A 21,167-nucleotide genomic window follows, 5' to 3' on the forward strand; every position below is an offset into this window, starting at 1 on the left:
AATAGAGGGCTAATCATATATTTATTTAGAAAGTTGCTCGTGTATTTTTTGAACGAGGGAGCTCACATCATTTGTTTGAATATGTTTTATTTTTTTCCATTCGTTATCATACATAAATATAATTTGATTGTTGAAAAGACGCTTTTGTTCTTTTAGATTAGAAATTTTTGCGAAAGAGTACTCTTCAAATATTGGATTCTTACTTACATCTGGCCCATAAAAGAATAGTCTTTTGTTCGTTAAAATTAGCAATCCTGGCCTTGCGACGGAACGATAAATAAATATGTCTAATGAACATGCTGCGTAAAATAATATCGTTTCGTCAGTCGCTAATATGTTTTTAGCTTTGCTAAGTAAGGTTGTCATTGTGATCGCTCCTTTATTTTATTAACAATAATTTAATTGTAGCAAAAAAAGTAATATTTAGAAATTTTTATAAATCATTCTTATAAGGAGATTCCGATTTGTTAATAAACGCATAATATATGAAAAGGCTGTTAAGAATGAATAGTAGAATACCTATGATTAATAAGCAATTAATACAATATAAATGATTATCTACATTGACAAACTTAAGAGAATTCTATTATATTTAGTCATATAATACATTAAATCAATGACGGAACAAGTACGTTACAGTCCATTTATAGAGAGAAGCTTCCATATGGCTGAAAGAAGCTTTAAATGAAGGGTAACAGAAAGCTAATCCTGAGAGCAGCTAATCACTGCCGTCTTGCCACGTTACGGCACCATGAGGTGATGAATTGATTGTTATTGTAATCAATTCATAATTAGGGTGGTATCGCGAGTTAACTCTCGTCCCTTTTATAGGGACGGGAGTTTTTTATATTTAAGGAGGAAAATACAATGAAACAACTAACAGGCGCACAAATTCGTCAAATGTTTTTAGACTTTTTCCAAGAAAAAGGACATGCAGTAGAACCTAGTGCATCACTAGTTCCACATGAAGATCCATCTCTTCTATGGATTAATAGTGGTGTAGCTACATTAAAAAAATATTTTGATGGACGTGTAATCCCACAAAATCCACGTATTACAAATGCTCAAAAATCAATTCGCACAAACGATATTGAAAACGTAGGGAAAACAGCTCGTCACCATACATTCTTTGAAATGTTAGGAAACTTCTCAATTGGTGATTACTTCAAAGAAGAAGCAATTACATGGGCTTGGGAATTCTTAACGAGCGACAAATGGATCGGATTCGATAAAGAATTACTATCAGTTACAATCCATCCAGAAGATGAAGAAGCATTCACAATTTGGAATGAGAAAATGGGCGTTCCAAAAGAGCGTATTATCCGCTTAGAAGAAAACTTCTGGGATATCGGTGAAGGGCCAAGTGGACCGAATACAGAGATTTTCTATGACCGCGGAGAAGCTTACGGTAATGACTTTAGTGACCCAGAATTATATCCAGGCGGAGAAAACGAGCGTTACTTAGAAGTATGGAACCTTGTATTCTCTCAATTTAACCATAATCCAGACGGTTCATATACACCACTTCCTAAGAAAAACATTGATACAGGGATGGGTCTAGAGCGTATGACATCTATCGTTCAAGATGTACCTACGAACTTTGATACAGACCTATTCATGCCGATGATTGGTGCAACAGAAACAATTTCTGGTGAAAAATATCGTAATGGCGATTTAGAAAAAGATATGGCATTCAAAGTAATTGCTGACCATATCCGTACAGTAACATTCGCTGTTGGTGACGGTGCTCTTCCATCTAACGAAGGCCGTGGTTATGTATTACGTCGTTTATTACGCCGCGCTGTTCGTTATTCGAAGAAATTAAACATCAACCGTCCATTTATGTTTGAATTAGTACCGGTTGTTGGAGAAGTAATGAAAGACTTCTATCCAGAAGTACTTGAAAAGAAAGATTTCATTGCGAAAGTTGTGAAGAACGAAGAAGAGCGTTTCCATGAAACACTTCATGATGGTGAAGCAATTTTAGCTGAAGTAATTGCAAAAGCAAAAGAAGAAAAAACAACTGTTATTTCTGGAGTAGATGCGTTCCGTCTATATGACACATACGGTTTCCCAATTGAATTAACAGAAGAATATGCAGAAGAAGCTGGCATGACAGTTGATCATGAAGGTTTTGAAAATGAAATGGAAAAACAACGTGAGCGTGCACGTGCTGCTCGTCAAGACGTTGATTCTATGCAAGTTCAAGGTGGTGTCCTTGGAGAAATTAAAGTAGCGAGCGAATTCGTTGGTTACGGTACAGTTGCAACAGAAAGTAACGTTGTTGCACTTGTGAAAAACGGCGAATACACAGACAGCTTACAAGCTGGTGAAGAAGGACAGTTAATTCTTGATGTAACACCATTCTATGCTGAGAGTGGTGGACAAATTGCAGACCGTGGTTACCTTCTTGCAGATGGTGTGAAAGTTCTTGTAAAAGACGTACAAAAAGCACCAAACGGCCAAAACTTGCATAAAGTTGTTGTTGAAGAAGGTACATTAACGAAAGATGCGGCTGTAAAAGCTATTATCGATACGAAAAACCGTAGTAGCGTTGTAAAAAATCATACAGCAACTCACTTACTACACCAAGCATTAAAAGACGTACTTGGAACACACGTTAACCAAGCAGGTTCTCTTGTAACTTCTGAACGTCTACGTTTTGACTTCTCTCACTTCGGTCAAGTACAAGCTGACGAATTAGAAAAAATTGAGCGTATGGTAAACGAAAAAATTTGGGAAAGTATTGATGTTGAGATTTCTCAAAAAGCAATCGAAGAAGCGAAAGAAATGGGCGCAATGGCATTATTCGGTGAAAAATACGGAGATGTTGTACGCGTTGTACAAGTTGGCGATTACAGCTTAGAGCTTTGTGGTGGTTGTCACGTTGATAATACAGCTTCTATCGGTATTTTCAAAATCGTTGCTGAGTCTGGTATTGGTGCAGGAACTCGTCGTATTGAAGCAGTAACTGGTAAGTCTGCATACGAATTAATGAACGATCAAGTAGGTTTATTAAAAGAAGCAGCAGGAAAAATGAAAACAAATCCGAAAGATATTTTAACAAGAGTTGATGGTCTATTTGCTGAAGTGAAACAACTGCAAAAAGAAAATGAATCTCTTGCTGCGAAATTAAGCAATATCGAAGCTGGAAACTTAACTGATTCTGTAATGACAGTTGATGGTGTAAATGTATTAGCAGCGAAAGTAAATGTTGCAGATATGAACAACTTACGTACGATGATGGATGATCTGAAAAATAAATTAGAGTCAGCAGTTGTTGTATTAGCGTCTGTTAATGACGATAAAGTAAACATCCTAGCAGGTGTAACGAAAGACTTAATTAGCCAAGGTTACCATGCTGGTAAACTTGTGAAAGAAGTAGCTTCTCGTTGCGGCGGTGGCGGTGGTGGCCGTCCTGATATGGCACAAGCAGGCGGTAAAAACCCAGCTCAAGTCGAAGAAGCTTTAGCATTTGTACAAGAGTACGTTAAATCTGTTTCAAAATAAAGAGATAGTAGTGTACAATGGTAGGGAGAGGAGAAGTTCTTCTCCCTATACTTACTATATAAGTGAGGTGCTTGAAATGGACGGTTTTGATAAAACAATGAAGTTTAGCATTCAAGATGAAAAACAGAGTGTCCATGTAAATGATGTACTTTTAACTGTGTATGATGCACTTCAAGAAAAAGGCTATAATCCGATTAACCAAATCGTCGGTTATTTATTAAGTGGAGACCCAGCATACATACCTCGCCATAAAGATGCACGTAGCATCATTCGCAAGCTTGAACGTGATGAGTTAATTGAAGAGCTTGTGAAGTCTTACTTGAAACATCATCGTGAGGAGTAGTTTATGCGGATATTAGGTTTAGATGTAGGTACAAAAACAGTCGGAGTTGCAATTAGCGACGAGATGGGCTGGACAGCACAAGGATTAGAAACAATTAAGATTAACGAAGAACGAGGTCACTTTGGTTTTGATCGTATTTCTGAGTTAGTAAAGCAGTACAATGTGGACAAAATAGTAGTAGGTTTACCTAAAAATATGAATGGTACAATTGGCCCACGTGGTGAAGCGTGCCAACAATTTGCAGAAAACCTACGAGAGCTGTTACAATTAGACGTTGTAATGTGGGACGAGCGTTTGTCAACAATGGCAGCGGAACGTCTACTCATTTCAGCTGATGTAAGTCGTAAGAAGCGAAAACAAGTAATCGATAAGATGGCTGCAGTCGTAATCTTACAAGGATTTTTAGATAGAAAATAAGAGGTGACCAAAATGGAAGAACGTCAAATTACAATTGTAGACGAAAAAGGTAACGAACATTTATGTGAAATTATTTTCACTTTTGATGCTGACAAATTTGGTAAAAAATCATACGTAATCTTCTCTCCAATCGGTGAAGTAGATGAAGATGGAGACCCAATTTATGATGCAATGGCTTATGAGCAAAATGAAGAAGAGGGCGGAGTTTTACTTCCAATCGAATCAGAAGAAGAGTGGGAAATGGTACAAGAAACGTTTAACACTATTGCTGATGAGCAAGAAGCTGAATAATAAGTACTGAAAAGATGGACGACATACAGTCCATCTTTTTTTTGTATTTATATGTAAAATGAAAGATTTTTTGTCGAAACTGTGTAAGTCTTTGTAGTATAATGAGACGGATTGTAGAAAAATAAAGTATCAATTAAAAAAGATAAGTGAATTTGTTGCGTTTTTACATCGTGCTGTATAGAAAGGTGTACATACGGTCTACAATTAAGTAAGGAGGAAATGTTTTGATAGAGAATCAAGTGAAAAAGAAGCGTAGACGCATCTTTTTATTTTCGATTATTGCACTGCTTTTAGTTTGTGGTTCAGTCTATGCGTATATTTCATCCGCATTAGGACCAGTTGATAGCGGGAATAAAAAAGAGATTGAAGTAGAAATTCCGAAAGGATCATCTACAAGTAAAATTGGAGAAATTTTAGAAGAAAAAGGCGCTGTAAAAAACGGTACAGTTTTTAGTTTTTATACAAAGGCTAAATCGAAAAGTTTACAAGCAGGTACATATTTATTAAATCCTTCAATGAATGCTGAAGATGTGATCGAACAAATGTCATCTGGCAACGTGCATCGTCCAGCTCTTTATAAAGTGACGATTAAAGAAGGGGCGCAAGTAACTGAAATTGCAGAAACGATTGCGACAGAACTAAAGTGGAATAAAGATGATGTTACGCGTCAATTAAACGATAAAGCATTTATTCAAAAAATGCAGCAAAAGTATCCGAAGTTATTAACAGATAAAATCTTTGATAGTAATATTAAATACCCATTAGAAGGTTATTTATATCCTGCAACGTATTCGTTTTATAAGAAAGATACGACGTTAGAAGCAATTGTAATTCCAATGCTTGAGAAAACAAATGCAATCATTGTTCAAAATGAGGCGAAAATGAAAGCGAAGAATTGGGATGTTCATCAGCTTTTAACATTATCTTCACTTATTGAAGAAGAGGCAACTGGTTTTACAGATCGTCAAAAGATCTCTAGTGTCTTTTATAATCGTTTAACAAAAGGCATGCCACTTCAAACGGATCCAACGGTATTATATGCACTTGGAAAGCATAAACAACGTGTATTATACGAAGATTTAAAGGTCAACTCACCGTATAATACGTATGTTGTAAAAGGATTGCCGGTAGGGCCGATCGCAAACTCTGGTAAACATTCAGTGGAAGCTGCGTTAGAACCTGCGCAAACAGATTATTATTATTTCTTAGCTGCACCAAGTGGTGAAGTGTATTATGCGAAAACATTAGAAGAGCATAATGCATTAAAGCAAAAATACATTACGAAAAAACAGTGAAATGGGGAGGGATAGCGAAAAAAGTCGCACATCCCTCTTTTTTGTGGTAAAATATATCGGGTTAAAAACTGGCAGAAGAATCGTTTTTAATATCAAAACGGGACGTACAAGCTAAGGGTAAAGCTGGCTTGTATTTTTATTGCATTCTATGTGTGAAAAGACGTCATAGAGGCACTTCTCCATGTAAATAAGGAGGACCATTTATGGAGGATGCAGTTAACGAGTACCTATTATCATTTATTGATCCGAAAGATAAATTAATTCTTGAAATGGAAGAATATGCAACAGAAAATCATGTGCCGATTATGGATCGACTTGGAATGGAATTTATGCTGCAATTTTTACGTTTAATTGGACCGAAAAGCATTTTAGAACTTGGAACAGCAATCGGTTATTCTAGTATTCGTATGATGCAAGCTATTCCAAATTCACGTATTGTGACAGTTGAGCGCAATCGTGAGAGATATGAAAAAGCACTTGAATATATAGAACGTTCCCCAGTAACAGATCGTATTTCAGTTATTTACGGTGATGCGTTAGAGACAGGTGAACAAGTAAAAGAACACGGGACATTTGACGTTATTTTTATTGATGCAGCAAAAGGACAGTATCGTCGCTTTTTTGACTTATATGAACCGTTATTAAATCCTGGTGGAGTAATTATTTCAGATAATGTTATGTACCACGGTCTTGTAACGACAAAAGAGAAAATTGAAAACAGACGTACACGTGGTTTAATCCGTCGTATTAAGACGTACAATGAGTGGCTTATGAATCATGAAGGATATGATACAACGATTTTCCCAATTGGTGATGGAGTAGCTGTTAGTAAAAAGAGAGGGTGACCAAGGTATGAAGAAACCTGAATTGTTAGTAACGCCAAGAGCGGTGGCGGATATCGAACCTCTTGCGAAAGCAGGAGCAGATGCGGTAATGATCGGTGAGCAAAAGTTTGGTTTACGTTTAGCAGGGGAGTTTTCACGTGAAGATGTAAAACAAACTGTGAAGATTGCACATGAAAATGGTGTGAAAGTATACGTAGCCATGAACGCTATGTTCCACAACGATAAAGTAGAAGAATTAACAGATTACGTTTCATTTTTAAACGAAGTAAATGTAGATGCAATTGTTTTCGGAGATCCAGCGGTATTAATGGCTGTTCGCGAAGTAGCACCAAATATGCAGTTGCACTGGAATACAGAAACGACAGCAACAAACTGGTTCACTTGTAACTACTGGGGACAAAGAGGAGCGAAGCGCGCTGTATTAGCTCGTGAGCTGAGCTTAGATGAAATTGTTGATTTAAAAGAAAATGCTGAAGTGGAACTAGAAGTACAAATTCACGGTATGACTTGTATGTTCCAATCGAAGCGTTCATTAGTAGGAAACTACTTTGAGTATCAAGGACGTAATCTTGACATTGAAAAGAAAAAATATGAAGAGAATATGTTCTTATATGACCCAGAGCGTAACAATAAATATCCAATTTATGAAGATGAAAATGGTACTCACATTATGAGTCCGAACGATATTTGTTTCATCGATGAATTAGAGGAACTAATCGAAGCTGAAGTTGATAGCTTAAAAATCGACGGTGTACTAAAAAGCTCTGAATACATTATTGAAGTAACGAAGAAATATCGTCAAGCGATTGATTTATGCGTAGAAGATCGTGATGCATATTATGACGTGAAAGATGATCTATATAAAGAAATAGAAGAAATGCAACCAGTAAATCGTCCGTTAGATACAGGATTCTTCTTTAAAGAAACGGTTTACTAAACGAGGAGGGTGTAGGAAATGACTGTACAAGAAATTTCACGAGTGATCGATGGCAAACGTGTTATTGTGAAGAAACCTGAACTGTTAATCCCTGCGGGTAACTTAGAAAAATTAAAAGTAGCTATCCATTACGGGGCAGATGCTGTATATTTAGGTGGACAAGAATTTGGTCTTCGTTCGAATGCAGGTAACTTTACGCTAGAAGAAATGGCAGAAGGCGTTGAGTTTGCAAAGAAGTATGGAGCAAAAATATACGTAACAACAAATATCTTTGCACATAATGAAAATATGGACGGGCTAGAGGAATATTTAAAAGGGATTGAAAAAGCTGGCGTAACGGGAATTATCGTTGCTGATCCGCTTATCATTGAGACTTGTAAACGCGTAGCGCCTTCTGTTGAGGTGCATTTAAGCACACAGCAATCACTATCCAACTGGAAAGCAGCACAGTATTGGAAAGAAGAAGGTTTACATCGTCTTGTATTAGCTCGTGAAGCAAGCTATGAAGAAATGAAAGAAATTAAAGAAAAAGTGGATATTGAAATTGAAGCATTCGTACATGGTGCAATGTGTATCGCATATTCAGGAAGATGCACATTAAGTAACCATATGACAGCGCGTGATTCTAATCGTGGTGGTTGTTGCCAATCTTGCCGCTGGGATTATGATTTAGTTCAAACAGTATCACAACATAAAGATGCAAAAGAGCTTCCTCTATTCCAAGAAGGAGATGCTCACTTTGCGATGAGTCCAAAAGATTTAAATTTAATTTTATCAATTCCGAAAATGATTGAAATCGGAATCGATAGCTTAAAGGTAGAAGGACGTATGAAATCAATCCATTACGTAGCGACTGTAGCAACTGTATATCGTAAAGTAATTGATGCTTATTGTGCGGATCCAGATAACTTTGAGTTTAAACAAGAATGGTTAGATGAGCTTGATAAATGTGCAAATCGTGATACAGCTCCTGCATTCTTTGAAGGGGTTCCAGGACATCAAGAGCAAATGTTTGGAAATCATAGTAAGAAAACAACGTATGATTTTGCTGGTTTAGTGTTAGATTATAATGAAGAAACGGGCATCGTAACGATTGAGCAACGTAATCATTTCAAACCAGGACATGAAGTGGAGTTCTTTGGACCAGAAATAGAAAACTTTACGCAAACGGTGGAGAAAATTTGGGATGAGGATGGAAACGAATTAGATGCAGCGAGACATCCGTTGCAAATCGTGAAATTCAAAGTGGATCAACGAGTGTATGTGAATAATATGATGCGCAAAAGCATACTTCAATAAGAAAGAGTGATAGTCGAATGGGGACGAATAAGCCTGTTGTAATTGGAATTGCTGGTGGTTCGGGATCAGGTAAAACGAGTGTAACGAAAGCGATTTTTGACCATTTTAAAGGTCATTCTATTTTAATCTTAGAGCAAGATTATTATTACAAAGATCAAAGCCATTTACCAATGGAAGAGCGTTTAAAAACAAATTATGATCATCCGCTTGCGTTTGATAATGATCTGTTAATTGAACATTTGCAGCAGTTGCTTGCATATGAGCAAATTGATAAGCCTGTATATGACTATACATTGCATACGCGTTCAGAAGAAATTATTCCAGTTGAGCCGAAAGATGTAATTATTTTAGAAGGAATTCTTATTTTAGAAGACCCACGTCTTTGCGAGTTAATGGACATTAAATTATTCGTTGATACGGATGCTGACCTTCGTATTCTGCGTCGCATGCAGCGTGATATTAAAGAGCGCGGTCGTACGATGGATTCAGTTATTGATCAGTACGTAAATGTTGTACGTCCAATGCACAATCAATTTATTGAGCCTTCTAAGAAATTTGCGGATATTATTATCCCTGAAGGTGGACAAAACCACGTTGCAATTGATATTATGGTGACAAAAATTGCAACAATTCTTGAACAAAAAGTAAATTTGTAATAGCATAGTAAAAGATATACGGTAGGAAGGGATTTTTTCCCTTCCTATCGAATACAATGAAACATGCAACCTCATCTATATATAGGTGAGGGCATATTTATATCAACTTTCCATACATATCTTCTTTATATAAAGAAGAATTGGAAATACGGGGTTGTATGTGACAACTCCGCTAGTGCAAGGGTACTAGAAACCTCCGCTAACAATGGAAGCGGAGGAGTTTTCATATGGAACTCCTCTTTTTTTCGGGGGATTGGTATATAAAAGGAGTGGAAAATATGTCAACAGAAAAAACATACCCTATGACGCAAGAGGGTAAGCAAAAACTAGAGAACGAACTTGAGCAATTAAAAACAGTAAGACGTAAAGAAGTAGTAGAACGTATTAAAATCGCACGTAGCTTCGGGGACCTTTCTGAGAACTCTGAGTACGATGCAGCGAAAGATGAGCAAGCGTTCGTAGAAGGACGTATTACACAATTAGAAAATATGATTCGTAACGCAGTTATCATTAAAGATAATGGCGAAGTATCTACTGTTGTTACATTAGGTAAAACAGTAACATTTAAAGAATTACCAAATGGAGATGAAGAAGCGTACACAATCGTAGGTAGCGCGGAAGCTGACCCATTTGAAGGAAGAATTTCTAACGATTCTCCAATCGCAAAAAGCTTATTAGGTAAGCAAATTGGTGAGAAAGTAACAATCCAAACACCAGGCGGAGAAATGCAAGTAGAGATTGTCTCTGTAAAATAAAAAAAAGATTCTCCTATCGGGAGAATCTTTTTTTTTATCCCGCTATTTGCCAGGCAGTAAGACCACTATCTCAAACTTCAGCGGAAGTAAAGAAGTTAGGTGGGCGTCGGACTGCTCGTAAACGCCCGCTTGGTGAGGGCTAATTAAAGTTTCACTTTATCTGTAGAATAGAAAAATTTGTGTAAACCTTAGAGTGATTCGACAAAAAATGTCAAAAAAACATTTTAAACTTTGATATCATAATTGGAGAATATAGGTTTCAAAAGGGAAAAGGGGCTAATTATGAAACATAAAATCTTTACAGGATTGGTTTGTAGTATCTCTATATTAGGACTTGCTGCCTGCGGAACGAAAGAGGAAACTACATCATCAAAGGGAGAAAAAGTGAAGCAAGAAGAAAAACAGGATATTAAAGCAACTGAGAGTTCAAAAGCAACTGAGAGTTCAAAAGCCTTAGCAAATCCACAAGATAAAAAGGAATTCAATGATTTTGATGTAGCGTATCAATTAGCTATTGTGATGAAAATATTTCAAGATGTAACGATTAAGTACGATTATGCGATTGGGAATCCAGATTATTTATTGCGAGATTCGATGGATCAAAAAACAATAGATGATATGAAGAATATGTTACAAGAACAGGCGAAAAATAATGATAAAATTTTAAAAGATGAAGTGAATCAAGCATATACATATTTAAAACAATCGAAAGTAAGTAATAAAGATGACGTTCAAAAAATAATAGATGCACAAAATAATTATTTACATATTGTAGATAAGATGATTACTTGTATTGATTCTGTAACAGTTGAGAATGCAAAAGAAAAAAGAAATGAAATGGATAATTTCAGTAAGGACTATTTAAAAGTAGCGGCTAATGTAACAACTACTGTAATTGAAGTTGCTAAAAACACTGGAGTGAATGAAACTGAATTTAAATCGCTTCTTACGAAATTTTTAGAGAAGCCAAAAAAACAATAATAGCTTTATATAATATCTATTTTTGTCTTGGAGCTTGTATAAATAAAATAGTACCTCGTCTAAACTACAATAGACGAGGTGTTTTTTATGAAAATAAAACGGAGAATTACAATTGTTTTAATTTGTTTTATGAGCGTTATGTTTTTATTGCTTTGTCGTTTAATCCAAATTCAAATTATAGATACAGAATCATTTACTGATCGCAAAATAAATTTAATTGAAAAAAGTGTTACGCAACGCACACAATCCATTACAGTAGACGATGGACGTGGGCAGTTTATAGATCGTAATGGTAAAGAAATAGGTGAGGAAAAATATCCTGTTTTAATTATTTTTCCATTTTTACAAATAAAAAATGACATGTTAGAGAAAATCGCGCATATCATTGGTGTGTCGAGACAAGAGATTAGAAGACAAATGAAAAATAACAAAAATGCATTTACCCTACAAGGAGAAACTGCTCCATTTCGAGTGACACGAGAGCAGATGGAGAAGGTAAATGAATTACATGTATTAGGTATTGTAGCAGCTGAAGTGCGATTAAAACAAACTGGAGAGATAAGTCATTTAATTGGTGATGTAGGGGAGAACGAAAGGGAATTTCAAAAGCGATATGGAGAATTGAAAAAAATTTCAAAACAAACGCCGATAGGTATTTCAGGATTACAGCAATCATTTGATGAATTTCTATTGACTGATGGAGAGGCAAAAGTATTATATCAAGTAGATCGGCAAGGAGAACCAATTTTCGGAAAGCAAGCGAAATACACTTCACCAGGAAATCCATTTTATCCAGTTAGGATTCAAACTACTTTACATAAAGAGTTGCAGCAAAAAGCAGAAGAAGTGATTGAAGCAAACGAAATAAAGAAGGGGGGATTAGTATTACTTGATGTAAAGACAAATGAAATATTAGCGATGGTTAGTAAGCCGTCTTTACAAGTAAGGGATGAGAATTTATATAAAACTACACTTGAAAATCAAATGTTAACGCCACATTTTCCAGGCTCTGTTTTTAAAACAGTAGTTGCAGCTGCAGTCATTGATCAAAAAGTAAATTTGTTTAATCGGACATTTAACTGTAATAAAGATTTATATGGTGAAAACGACCCGCAAGTTAGGATGGGTACGCTTAACTTTAAAGAGAGCTTTGCTAGGAGCTGTAACAGGACATTTTCCGAGTTAGGTAACGAGCTATTACAAAAGGATAGGACGGTGTTAGAAACATACGTAGCAGCTCTAGGAGCAAATGAAAAGGTTGGATGGAAAGGTTCTGTATTTCATACACCTCATTTTGAGCAAATGCCAGAAGAGAAAGGCACTACTATTTGGGGGAATGAAGAAAATAAAAGTAATAAAAAAGCGGTAGAACAAACAGCGATTGGACAGAAAGATGTACGTATATCACCTCTAGCAATTGCAAATATGATGGCGACGATTGCGAGGAATGGAGAAAAGATGGAAGTGAAAGCTGTTGAAAAAATAGTATATAAAAATGGAGCGGATTTTTTTACATTTGAGAGCCATACGTTAAATGGAAAACAGCTTTCGTATGAAACAGTGAAAACATTACAAGAGTTATTAAGAGGCGTTGTAACAAGGGAGAAAGGAACAGGAACGGCATTCCGTTCGTTGCCACTAAGTGTCGCTGGAAAATCCGGGACAGCGCAAACGGGGAAAGGGACGAGGGTGAATCGCTGGTTTGCAGGTTATTTTCCGTATGAGAATCCAAGATATGCTTTAGTTGTTGTTGATCTAGAGACTGATAGCAAAGTGAATAAAGTTACACCTACTTTTAAAGATATGGTGGGAGCAATCTATCAATTAGAGAATGAAAAGTAATCTTGCAATTTATAGTGAAATGTCTTCATTTCATGAAAATATCATTGTAAATGTTCAACCTTTCTAGATTTAATGTTACAATAGCAATTAGGAAAAACTGCATGGAGGTTTGGAGAATGGCAGGAGGATCAAGATTCCAACAGAAACAACAAAAACGTCGTCAAAACGGTGTTTTAAATATTGCAATCGCTATTGTATTACTATTAGTAGCTATTGTAGCATATCAATTGTTCGTTCCTAGTACGAAAGAGCAAGCATCTTCTACTGATAAGAAAGTCTCTCAACAAACAACAAAGAATGAGAAAGCTGGAAAATCAGAAGATAAAGAATCTGCTAAGAAAAAAGAAAAAGAACAAGAGCAAGCAGAAGCTAAGAAAAAAGCTGAAGAAGAGAAGCTAAAGGCTGAAGAAGAACAGAAAAAAGCTGAAGAAGAAGCGAAAGCTAACGAGAAAGTATCAGCTGAAAAAACTGTATCTAAGGCAAAAGAGGCTTACACAAAACCTTCTTGGAAAGCTGTAGGAACAGAACAAGGTTCATCACCGGCGATGACGTTTAAACAAGGGTCATCAGATTGGAATGAGATGCAAAGTGCAATTGCTGCAGGTGTTGAGATACCGAAAGAGCAATTAGTATTCCATTTTGTTGGAAGAGACAAAACTGGAAAGAGCAAAGCTTATGGTGATGTTCAAGATAAGCAAAGTGGGAAAAGATATTACGTAAATATTGATTGGGTAGACAATGAGGGCTGGAAACCAGTACTTGTTCAAACTCTAAACTAAAAAAGAGAAGCTCCTTAGGAGCTTCTCTTTTTTGTTAACGCAATTTCTTTAATTTAAAATGAACAACCGCGCTATAATACGGTCTTTTGCTTTCAGGATCCATAACCATTTGATGAGAGATGTGATGAACTTCAAGCATAAGTGCTTTATTATTATCAATTTGTTCACTAATTTTTCGTTCTAAAGAAGCTAAGTCTCCCGCTTCAAAAAACTCTACTTTATCTTCTAACATTTCAAAGGTAAATGACATGAAGACGGCCCCTCTCCTATGTAATCAACTATAGTGTAACAAAGAAAAGAAGGAAATACCATGTACATTTCAATTGACATTTTTAGAAAGAGGGAATATCATACTGATAAAACCGATAAGAAAAAGGGGAATTTTTATGGGTACAGAATTTAATGGTTTATTTGATGAGTGGGCTCATACGTACGACTCATTTGTACAAGGCGAAGATATACAATATAAAGAAGTTTTCGCTCATTATGAGGACATTCTAGAGGATGTAGTTAACAAGTCATTTGGTAATGTATTAGAATTTGGTGTCGGTACAGGTAATTTAACAAATAAATTATTACTTGCTGGCCGCACAGTTTACGGTATAGAACCGTCGCGTGAAATGCGCATGATTGCAAAAGAGAAATTGCCAAAAGAATTTTCAATTACAGAGGGTGATTTTCTTTCGTTTGAAGTTCCAAATTCAATTGATACCATTGTAAGCACCTATGCATTTCATCATTTAACAGATGATGAAAAAAATGTAGCGATTGCGAAATATAGTCAATTGCTAAACAAAGGTGGTAAAATAGTGTTTGCTGATACGATATTTGCAGATCAAGATGCATATGATAAAACTGTTGAAACAGCAAAAGAAAGAGGTTTCCACCAGTTAGCAAACGATTTGCAAACGGAATACTATACACGTATTCCAGTTATGCAGACTATTTTTGAAAACAATGGCTTCCATGTAACTTTCACGAGATTAAATCATTTCGTTTGGGTAATGGAGGCAACTAAGCAATAGAAAGAGGGATTAGATTGAGAATTGCTGTAATTGGAGCAATGGAAGAAGAAGTACGTATTTTACGTGACAAATTAGAACAAGCAGAAACAGAAACGGTTGCTGGTTGTGAATTTACGAAAGGGCTATTAGCAGGGCATGAAGTAATCTTGTTAAAGTCTGGTATTGGTAAAGTAAACGCAGCGATGTCAACGACAATTTTATTAGAAAAATATAAGCCTGAAAAAGTAATTAATACTGGTTCAGCTGGTGGATTCCATCATTCTCTAAACGTTGGTGATGTAGTTATTTCCACTGAAGTTCGTCACCATGACGTAGATGTAACAGCATTTAACTATGAATATGGTCAAGTACCAGGAATGCCGCCTGGATTTAAAGCTGATGAGGCGTTAGTTGCATTAGCTGAGAAATGTATGCAGGCTGAAGAAAATATTCAAGTTGTAAAAGGTATGATTGCAACAGGTGATTCATTTATGAGTGATCCGAACCGCGTTGCAGCCATCCGTGATAAATTTGAAAATCTTTATGCGGTAGAAATGGAAGCAGCAGCTGTTGCACAAGTATGCCACCAATATGAAATTCCGTTTGTTATCATTCGCGCACTTTCTGATATTGCTGGTAAAGAATCAAATGTTTCATTTGATCAGTTTTTAGATCAAGCAGCTCTTCATTCTACAAACTTTATCGTAAAAGTGTTAGAAGAGTTAAAGTAATGTAACAAAAAGGCAACTGTCTCATATAAAGAAAATACATACAGTTGCCTTTTCTTTATTGGCAAACAAGGGGGAGAACACGATGAATGTATATCGTGGAGTTCATGAGTTAATTGGTCATACACCAATTGTAGAAATTACTCGTTTTTCACTTCCAACAGGGGTCCGTTTATTTGCAAAGCTTGAATTTTATAATCCAGGCGGAAGCGTTAAGGATCGTTTAGGAAGAGAATTAATCGAAGATGCGCTAGAAAAAGGGCTTGTTACCCAGGGTGGAACAATTATTGAACCGACTGCTGGGAATACTGGTATTGGACTGGCACTTGCAGCATTAGAACATGATTTACGTGTTATTGTTTGTGTACCAGAGAAATTTAGTATTGAAAAACAAGAATTAATGAAAGCACTAGGTGCAACTGTCGTGCATACATCGACTGAGCAAGGAATGACCGGTGCAATTGCTAAAGCAAAAGAGTTAGTAAATGAAATACCGAATTCATACTCTCCAAGTCAGTTCGCAAATGAGGCAAATCCTCGTGCATATTTTAAAACATTAGGACCTGAACTGTGGGACGCATTGAATGGAGAGATTAACATATTTGTTGCTGGAGCAGGAACTGGCGGTACGTTTATGGGGACTGCATCTTACTTGAAAGAAAAAAATATAGATATTAAAACAGTTATCGTAGAGCCAGAAGGATCTATTTTAAATGGTGGTAAGGCTGGTTCACATGAGACCGAAGGAATTGGACTGGAATTTATCCCCCCATTTTTGAAGACATCTTATTTTGATGAAATTCATACGATTTCTGATCGAAATGCATTTTTACGAGTGAAAGAATTAGCGCAAAAAGAAGGACTTCTCGTTGGAAGCTCTTCAGGAGCAGCATTTCATGCGAGCTTACTTGAGGCAGAGAAGGCAGCACCAGGTACAAATATTGTAACCATTTTTCCAGATAGCAGTGAGCGCTATTTAAGTAAAGACATATACAAAGGATGGGAATAAAAAATGAGAGCAAAGACAAAGTTAATTCATGGTATTCGCATAGGAGAACCTTCAACTGGATCTGTAAACGTACCGATTTATCAAACAAGTACGTACAAACAAGAAGCAGTTGGTAAGCATCAAGGATATGAATATTCACGTACAGGTAACCCAACACGTGCAGCTTTAGAAGAAATGATTGCTGTATTAGAAAATGGGCATGCTGGATTTGCATTTGGTTCAGGAATGGCTGCTATTACAGCGACAATTATGTTGTTCTCAAAAGGTGACCACGTTATTTTAACAGATGATGTGTATGGCGGAACATACCGCGTTATTACGAAAGTATTAAACCGTTTCGGTATTGAGCATACATTTGTAGATACAACAAACTTAGAGGAAGTTGAAGAAGCGATTCGTCCAAATACGAAAGCAATTTATGTAGAAACACCAACGAACCCACTACTAAAAATTACTGATATTAAGAAAATATCTACTCTTGCTAAAGAGAAAGACTTATTAACAATTATTGATAACACATTCATGACGCCATATTGGCAGTCGCCGATTTCTTTAGGAGCAGATATTGTGCTTCATAGTGCAACGAAATATTTAGGAGGTCATAGTGACGTAGTTGCAGGTCTAGTAGTTGTAAATAGCCCACAACTAGCAGAAGATCTTCACTTTGTACAAAACTCAACAGGCGGTATTCTTGGGCCACAAGATAGCTTTTTACTACTTCGTGGTTTAAAAACGTTAGGAATTCGTATGGAAGAACATGAAACGAATTCACGCGCTATTGCTGAGTTCTTAAATAATCATCCAAAAGTAAATAAAGTATATTACCCAGGTCTTGAATCACATCAAAACCACGAATTAGCAACAGAACAAGCAAATGGATTTGGTGCTATTATCTCATTTGATGTAGATAGTGAAGAGACATTAAATAAAGTACTTGAGAAATTGCAGTACTTTACACTTGCTGAAAGTTTAGGAGCAGTAGAAAGTTTAATTTCTATTCCATCTCAAATGACACATGCATCAATCCCAGCTGATCGCCGCAAAGAATTAGGAATTACAGATACATTAATTCGTATTTCTGTCGGTATTGAAGATGGTGAAGATTTAATTGAAGATTTAGCACAAGCGTTAGCATAATAAAAAAATGCACTGCTCTATATTAGCAGTGTGTTTTTTTATTACATTATTTTGTGAAACATTTCACAAAATAGACATACACAAACGAAATGATTTCATGTATATTGAATTCAGGAAATGTTACTCACGAACAAACTTGTGAAACATTTCACAAACAATGAAATTCATGTAGGAAAGCATCTCTATTTTTTTATGTTAATTGGGACTTATTTTGACCCATAGGGACATATAAGGACCGTGATAGTAGAATAGGAGGAAATTTACATGGTAGTCAAAGAGAAAATTGTAAATGAAATGCAGGAAGTAAAAAAGATGATTGATACACTAGTAAATAATGGTCAACAAGCTTTACAAGCATTAGAAAGTTTTACACAAGAGGAAATTGACAACATTGTTCATGAAATGGCATTAGCAGGTGTTGATCAACATATGCCGCTAGCAAAATTAGCAGTTGAAGAAACTGGCCGTGGTGTATATGAAGACAAATGCATTAAAAATATTTTTGCCACTGAATATATTTGGCATAGTATAAAGCAAGATAAAACGGTAGGAATTATTCACGAAGATTCTCATGAAGAAATAATAGAAATCGCGGAACCTGTCGGTGTAGTAGCTGGGGTAACGCCAGTAACGAATCCAACGTCGACAACAATGTTTAAAGCGTTAATTGCGATAAAAACAAGAAATCCAATTATTTTCGCGTTTCATCCTTCCGCACAAAAATGTTCTGTGGCAGCGGCGAAAACAGTATATGATGCAGCGATGAAAGCTGGTGCACCAAAACACTGTATTCAATGGATTGAAAGACCGTCTGTTGAAGCGACGAAACAATTAATGAACCATGATGGTGTAGCACTCGTTCTAGCAACTGGAGGCGCTGGTATGGTGAAATCAGCTTACTCTACTGGAAAACCAGCGTTAGGCGTTGGGCCTGGTAATGTACCGTGTTATATAGAAAAATCAGCACATGTAAAACGAGCTGTTAATGATTTAATTTTATCGAAAACATTTGATAACGGTATGATTTGTGCATCGGAACAAGCAATCATTGTCGATAAAGAAATCTATGATGATGTTAAAACAGAAATGATTGAAAACAATTGTTACTTTGTAACAGAAGAAGAAAGAAAAAAATTAGAAAAGCTTGTTATAAATGAAAATACATGTGCAGTAAATAGTGATATTGTAGGGAAATCAGCACAGTATATTGCCGATTTAGTTGGGATTACTGTTCCTGAACATACAAAAATGCTTGTAGCTGAAATTCAAGGTATCGGAGCAGCATATCCGTTATCTCGTGAGAAACTGAGTCCAGTATTAGCTTGTGTGAAGGCGAATTCATTAGAAGAAGGATTTACATATTGCGAAGAAATGTTGAACCTAGGTGGTTTAGGACATTCAGCAGTTATCCATTCTACAAATAAAGATGTGCAAAAGCAATTTGGGTTACGTATGAAAGCTTGCCGTCTCATTGTAAATGCACCTTCATCACAAGGTGGAATAGGGGATATATATAATGGATTTATTCCATCACTTACACTTGGTTGTGGTTCATACGGAAAGAATTCAGTTTCCCAAAATGTAACAGCCACTCATTTATTAAATATAAAAAGGCTGGCAAATAGAAAAAAGAATATGCAGTGGTTCAAATTACCACCAAAAATTTATTTTGAAAAACATGCTACAGCTTATTTAGCAAATATGCCTAACATTTCACGTGCATTTATTGTAACGGACCCTGGAATGGTTGAACATGGCTATGTCGATACAGTCGCGCACTATTTAAACAAGCATGCAAATGATGTGAAAGTTGAAGTTTTCTTTGAGGTCGAACCAGATCCATCAGATGAAACTGTTTTTAAAGGTGCGGAAATGATGAGAAGCTTTAAGCCAGATGTAATTATCGCACTTGGTGGTGGTTCAGCTATGGATGCAGCAAAAGGAATGTGGTTATTCTATGAGCATCCAGAAACGACATTCTATGGCATTAAACAGAAGTTTTTAGATATAAGAAAACGTACATGTAAATATCCGGAATTAGGAAATAAGGCGCAGTTTGTTGCGATTCCAACGACATCAGGAACGGGATCAGAAGTGACACCATTTGCGGTTATTACAGATAAGAAAAATAATATAAAGTATCCGCTTGCAGATTATGAATTAACACCAGATGTAGCAATTGTTGATCCGCAATTTGTAATGACAGTACCACCACATGTAACAGCAGATACTGGTATGGATGTTTTAACACATGCAATTGAGGCGTATGTGTCTGTTATGGCAAATGACTATACAGATGGATTAGCATTAAAAGCTATTGATCTCGTATTCAAATATTTACCGAGAGCATATAAAGATGGAAATGATGAAGAAGCAAGAGAAAAAATGCATAACGCTTCTGCAATTGCAGGTATGGCATTTGCAAATGCTTTCCTCGGTATTAATCACAGCTTAGCACATAAAATTGGACCAGAATTCCATATTCCGCACGGACGCGCAAATGCCATTCTAATGCCGCATGTAGTCCGCTATAATGCTATTAAGCCAAGAAAACACGCATTGTTCCCAAAATATGAGCACTTTGTGGCAGATGAAAGATATGCACATATAGCGAGAATGCTCGGGCTTCCAGCAAGCTCGGCAGCAGAAGGGGTGGAATCACTCGTCAAAGCAATTATTGAGCTTGGAAAAAGCGTAAATATTAATATGAGTATTGCAGGACAAGGAGTAGATAAAGAGCAATTTGAAGAGGTTGTTGGAGTATTAGCAGAAAGAGCTTTTGAAGATCAATGTACAACTGCTAATCCAAAGTTGCCGCTTATTTCAGAACTGAAAGAAATTTATATGGAAGCATATAAAGGTGAATAATGATTAAAAAAGAGCCGCAGTAAAGCGGCTCTTTTTTTATTGGAAAACATCTCCCAGAATGGCTGTATTTACTGGTCTTTCAGTTTCATAGAATATGATACAGTGAAATGGAGGAGTGAGAATATAATGAAAGAATTAAAAGGAAAAATAGAAGACTATACTCGGTTCGGACAAATTCTTCTCGCTGTAAGTACATTGTTAATGGTTGGCTTGTTGATTCCGAATGGAGCAAAAGAGACAATCCAATTTTTTGTTATGATGGGGAGCATCGTTATATTTTTAAGTTTATCGTTCTTTTTCTTTCAGCGTGTGAAAGTGATGCGTGACCAGCTAGAGGAAAATGAATGTGAATAATATTGTTAACTAGAGCGCGGCGAAAAGAAAAAATCTTTTTGTCACGCTTTTTGTTTTTTGTAGAAAAATGTATGCGTTTCGTGTTGACAATGATAATCCTTATCAATTAAAGTAGAA

General features: G+C 36.3%; 21 protein-coding genes and 1 other annotated feature. Of the genes, 19 read left to right on the top strand and 2 right to left on the bottom strand.

The window, feature by feature from the left end; translation table 11 throughout:
- Window positions 1-21: 21 nt before the first annotated feature.
- Complete coding sequence (locus MR112_RS05785; RefSeq protein ID WP_000209578.1) at window positions 22-366, bottom strand: PH domain-containing protein; 345 nt, start codon at window positions 364-366, stop codon at window positions 22-24.
- Between the two features lie 241 nt (window positions 367-607).
- Window positions 608-827, top strand: a binding site (T-box leader).
- A gap of 40 nt (window positions 828-867) precedes the next feature.
- Between MR112_RS05785 and alaS the strand changes: the two genes are divergently transcribed.
- The 13 genes from alaS to MR112_RS05850 all read left to right on the top strand — a co-directional run bounded on the left by alaS (window position 868) and on the right by MR112_RS05850 (window position 13,950).
- Window positions 868-3,510, top strand: a complete 2,643-nt coding sequence (gene alaS / locus MR112_RS05790) for an alanine--tRNA ligase (RefSeq protein WP_000811825.1) — start codon at window positions 868-870, stop codon at window positions 3,508-3,510.
- Between the two features lie 76 nt (window positions 3,511-3,586).
- On the top strand, window positions 3,587-3,853 hold the full coding sequence (locus MR112_RS05795; protein WP_000348590.1) for an IreB family regulatory phosphoprotein: 267 nt from the start codon (window positions 3,587-3,589) through the stop codon (window positions 3,851-3,853).
- 3 nt (window positions 3,854-3,856) lie between these two features.
- The gene (ruvX, locus tag MR112_RS05800) at window positions 3,857-4,270 is read left to right on the top strand and encodes a Holliday junction resolvase RuvX (RefSeq protein WP_001221192.1); all 414 of its coding nucleotides are present in this window, start codon (window positions 3,857-3,859) and stop codon (window positions 4,268-4,270) included.
- 12 nt (window positions 4,271-4,282) lie between these two features.
- Entirely contained in the window at window positions 4,283-4,561 is a 279-nt protein-coding gene (locus MR112_RS05805) for a DUF1292 domain-containing protein (protein WP_000392730.1), read from the top strand.
- 224 nt (window positions 4,562-4,785) lie between these two features.
- Complete coding sequence (gene mltG / locus MR112_RS05810) at window positions 4,786-5,856, top strand: endolytic transglycosylase MltG (RefSeq protein WP_000572134.1); 1,071 nt, start codon at window positions 4,786-4,788, stop codon at window positions 5,854-5,856.
- Window positions 5,857-6,059: 203 nt separating this feature from the next.
- Window positions 6,060-6,701 (top strand): O-methyltransferase, encoded by a 642-nt coding sequence (locus MR112_RS05815; RefSeq protein ID WP_000389102.1) that lies wholly within the window; start codon window positions 6,060-6,062, stop codon window positions 6,699-6,701.
- A 7-nt stretch (window positions 6,702-6,708) separates the two neighbouring features.
- Window positions 6,709-7,638 carry a peptidase U32 family protein gene (locus tag MR112_RS05820; RefSeq protein WP_000742801.1) on the top strand — a complete coding sequence of 310 codons (930 nt, stop codon included), beginning with the start codon at window positions 6,709-6,711 and terminating at the stop codon, window positions 7,636-7,638.
- A gap of 18 nt (window positions 7,639-7,656) precedes the next feature.
- Entirely contained in the window at window positions 7,657-8,937 is a 1,281-nt protein-coding gene (locus MR112_RS05825) for a peptidase U32 family protein (protein ID WP_000217974.1), read from the top strand.
- A 17-nt stretch (window positions 8,938-8,954) separates the two neighbouring features.
- Entirely contained in the window at window positions 8,955-9,593 is a 639-nt protein-coding gene (udk, locus tag MR112_RS05830) for a uridine kinase (protein ID WP_000537078.1), read from the top strand.
- Window positions 9,594-9,871: 278 nt separating this feature from the next.
- Entirely contained in the window at window positions 9,872-10,348 is a 477-nt protein-coding gene (gene greA, locus MR112_RS05835; protein WP_014894880.1) for a transcription elongation factor GreA, read from the top strand.
- Between the two features lie 282 nt (window positions 10,349-10,630).
- Window positions 10,631-11,329, top strand: coding sequence for a hypothetical protein (locus MR112_RS05840; RefSeq protein WP_000680872.1), 699 nt, complete (start codon window positions 10,631-10,633; stop codon window positions 11,327-11,329).
- Window positions 11,330-11,416: 87 nt separating this feature from the next.
- Window positions 11,417-13,171, top strand: a complete 1,755-nt coding sequence (locus MR112_RS05845) for a peptidoglycan D,D-transpeptidase FtsI family protein (protein ID WP_000695148.1) — start codon at window positions 11,417-11,419, stop codon at window positions 13,169-13,171.
- 116 nt (window positions 13,172-13,287) lie between these two features.
- Window positions 13,288-13,950, top strand: coding sequence for a YrrS family protein (locus tag MR112_RS05850; protein ID WP_000897098.1), 663 nt, complete (start codon window positions 13,288-13,290; stop codon window positions 13,948-13,950).
- Window positions 13,951-13,984: 34 nt separating this feature from the next.
- Here MR112_RS05850 and MR112_RS05855 read toward each other — a convergent pair whose 3' ends face one another.
- Window positions 13,985-14,200 carry a YrzA family protein gene (locus tag MR112_RS05855; protein ID WP_000010984.1) on the bottom strand — a complete coding sequence of 72 codons (216 nt, stop codon included), beginning with the start codon at window positions 14,198-14,200 and terminating at the stop codon, window positions 13,985-13,987.
- Between the two features lie 136 nt (window positions 14,201-14,336).
- On the opposite strand from MR112_RS05855, the gene MR112_RS05860 reads away from it, so the two are divergent.
- The 6 genes from MR112_RS05860 to MR112_RS05885 all read left to right on the top strand — a co-directional run bounded on the left by MR112_RS05860 (window position 14,337) and on the right by MR112_RS05885 (window position 21,050).
- Window positions 14,337-14,975, top strand: coding sequence for a class I SAM-dependent DNA methyltransferase (locus MR112_RS05860; protein WP_000536320.1), 639 nt, complete (start codon window positions 14,337-14,339; stop codon window positions 14,973-14,975).
- A 14-nt stretch (window positions 14,976-14,989) separates the two neighbouring features.
- Window positions 14,990-15,685, top strand: coding sequence for a 5'-methylthioadenosine/S-adenosylhomocysteine nucleosidase (mtnN, locus tag MR112_RS05865; protein ID WP_001217024.1), 696 nt, complete (start codon window positions 14,990-14,992; stop codon window positions 15,683-15,685).
- A gap of 82 nt (window positions 15,686-15,767) precedes the next feature.
- Window positions 15,768-16,691: an O-acetylserine dependent cystathionine beta-synthase gene (locus MR112_RS05870; RefSeq protein WP_242244846.1), complete on the top strand. Its 924-nt coding sequence runs from the start codon at window positions 15,768-15,770 to the stop codon at window positions 16,689-16,691.
- Window positions 16,692-16,694: 3 nt separating this feature from the next.
- Entirely contained in the window at window positions 16,695-17,828 is a 1,134-nt protein-coding gene (locus MR112_RS05875; protein ID WP_001201908.1) for a bifunctional cystathionine gamma-lyase/homocysteine desulfhydrase, read from the top strand.
- 264 nt (window positions 17,829-18,092) lie between these two features.
- Window positions 18,093-20,696, top strand: a complete 2,604-nt coding sequence (gene adhE / locus MR112_RS05880; RefSeq protein WP_078186955.1) for a bifunctional acetaldehyde-CoA/alcohol dehydrogenase — start codon at window positions 18,093-18,095, stop codon at window positions 20,694-20,696.
- A gap of 126 nt (window positions 20,697-20,822) precedes the next feature.
- Window positions 20,823-21,050, top strand: coding sequence for a YrhC family protein (locus MR112_RS05885; RefSeq protein WP_000661263.1), 228 nt, complete (start codon window positions 20,823-20,825; stop codon window positions 21,048-21,050).
- Window positions 21,051-21,167: the final 117 nt, after the last annotated feature.

The sequence above is a fragment of the Bacillus cereus group sp. BfR-BA-01330 genome, assembly GCF_022663885.1.
Classification (GTDB): domain Bacteria; phylum Bacillota; class Bacilli; order Bacillales; family Bacillaceae_G; genus Bacillus_A; species Bacillus_A cereus.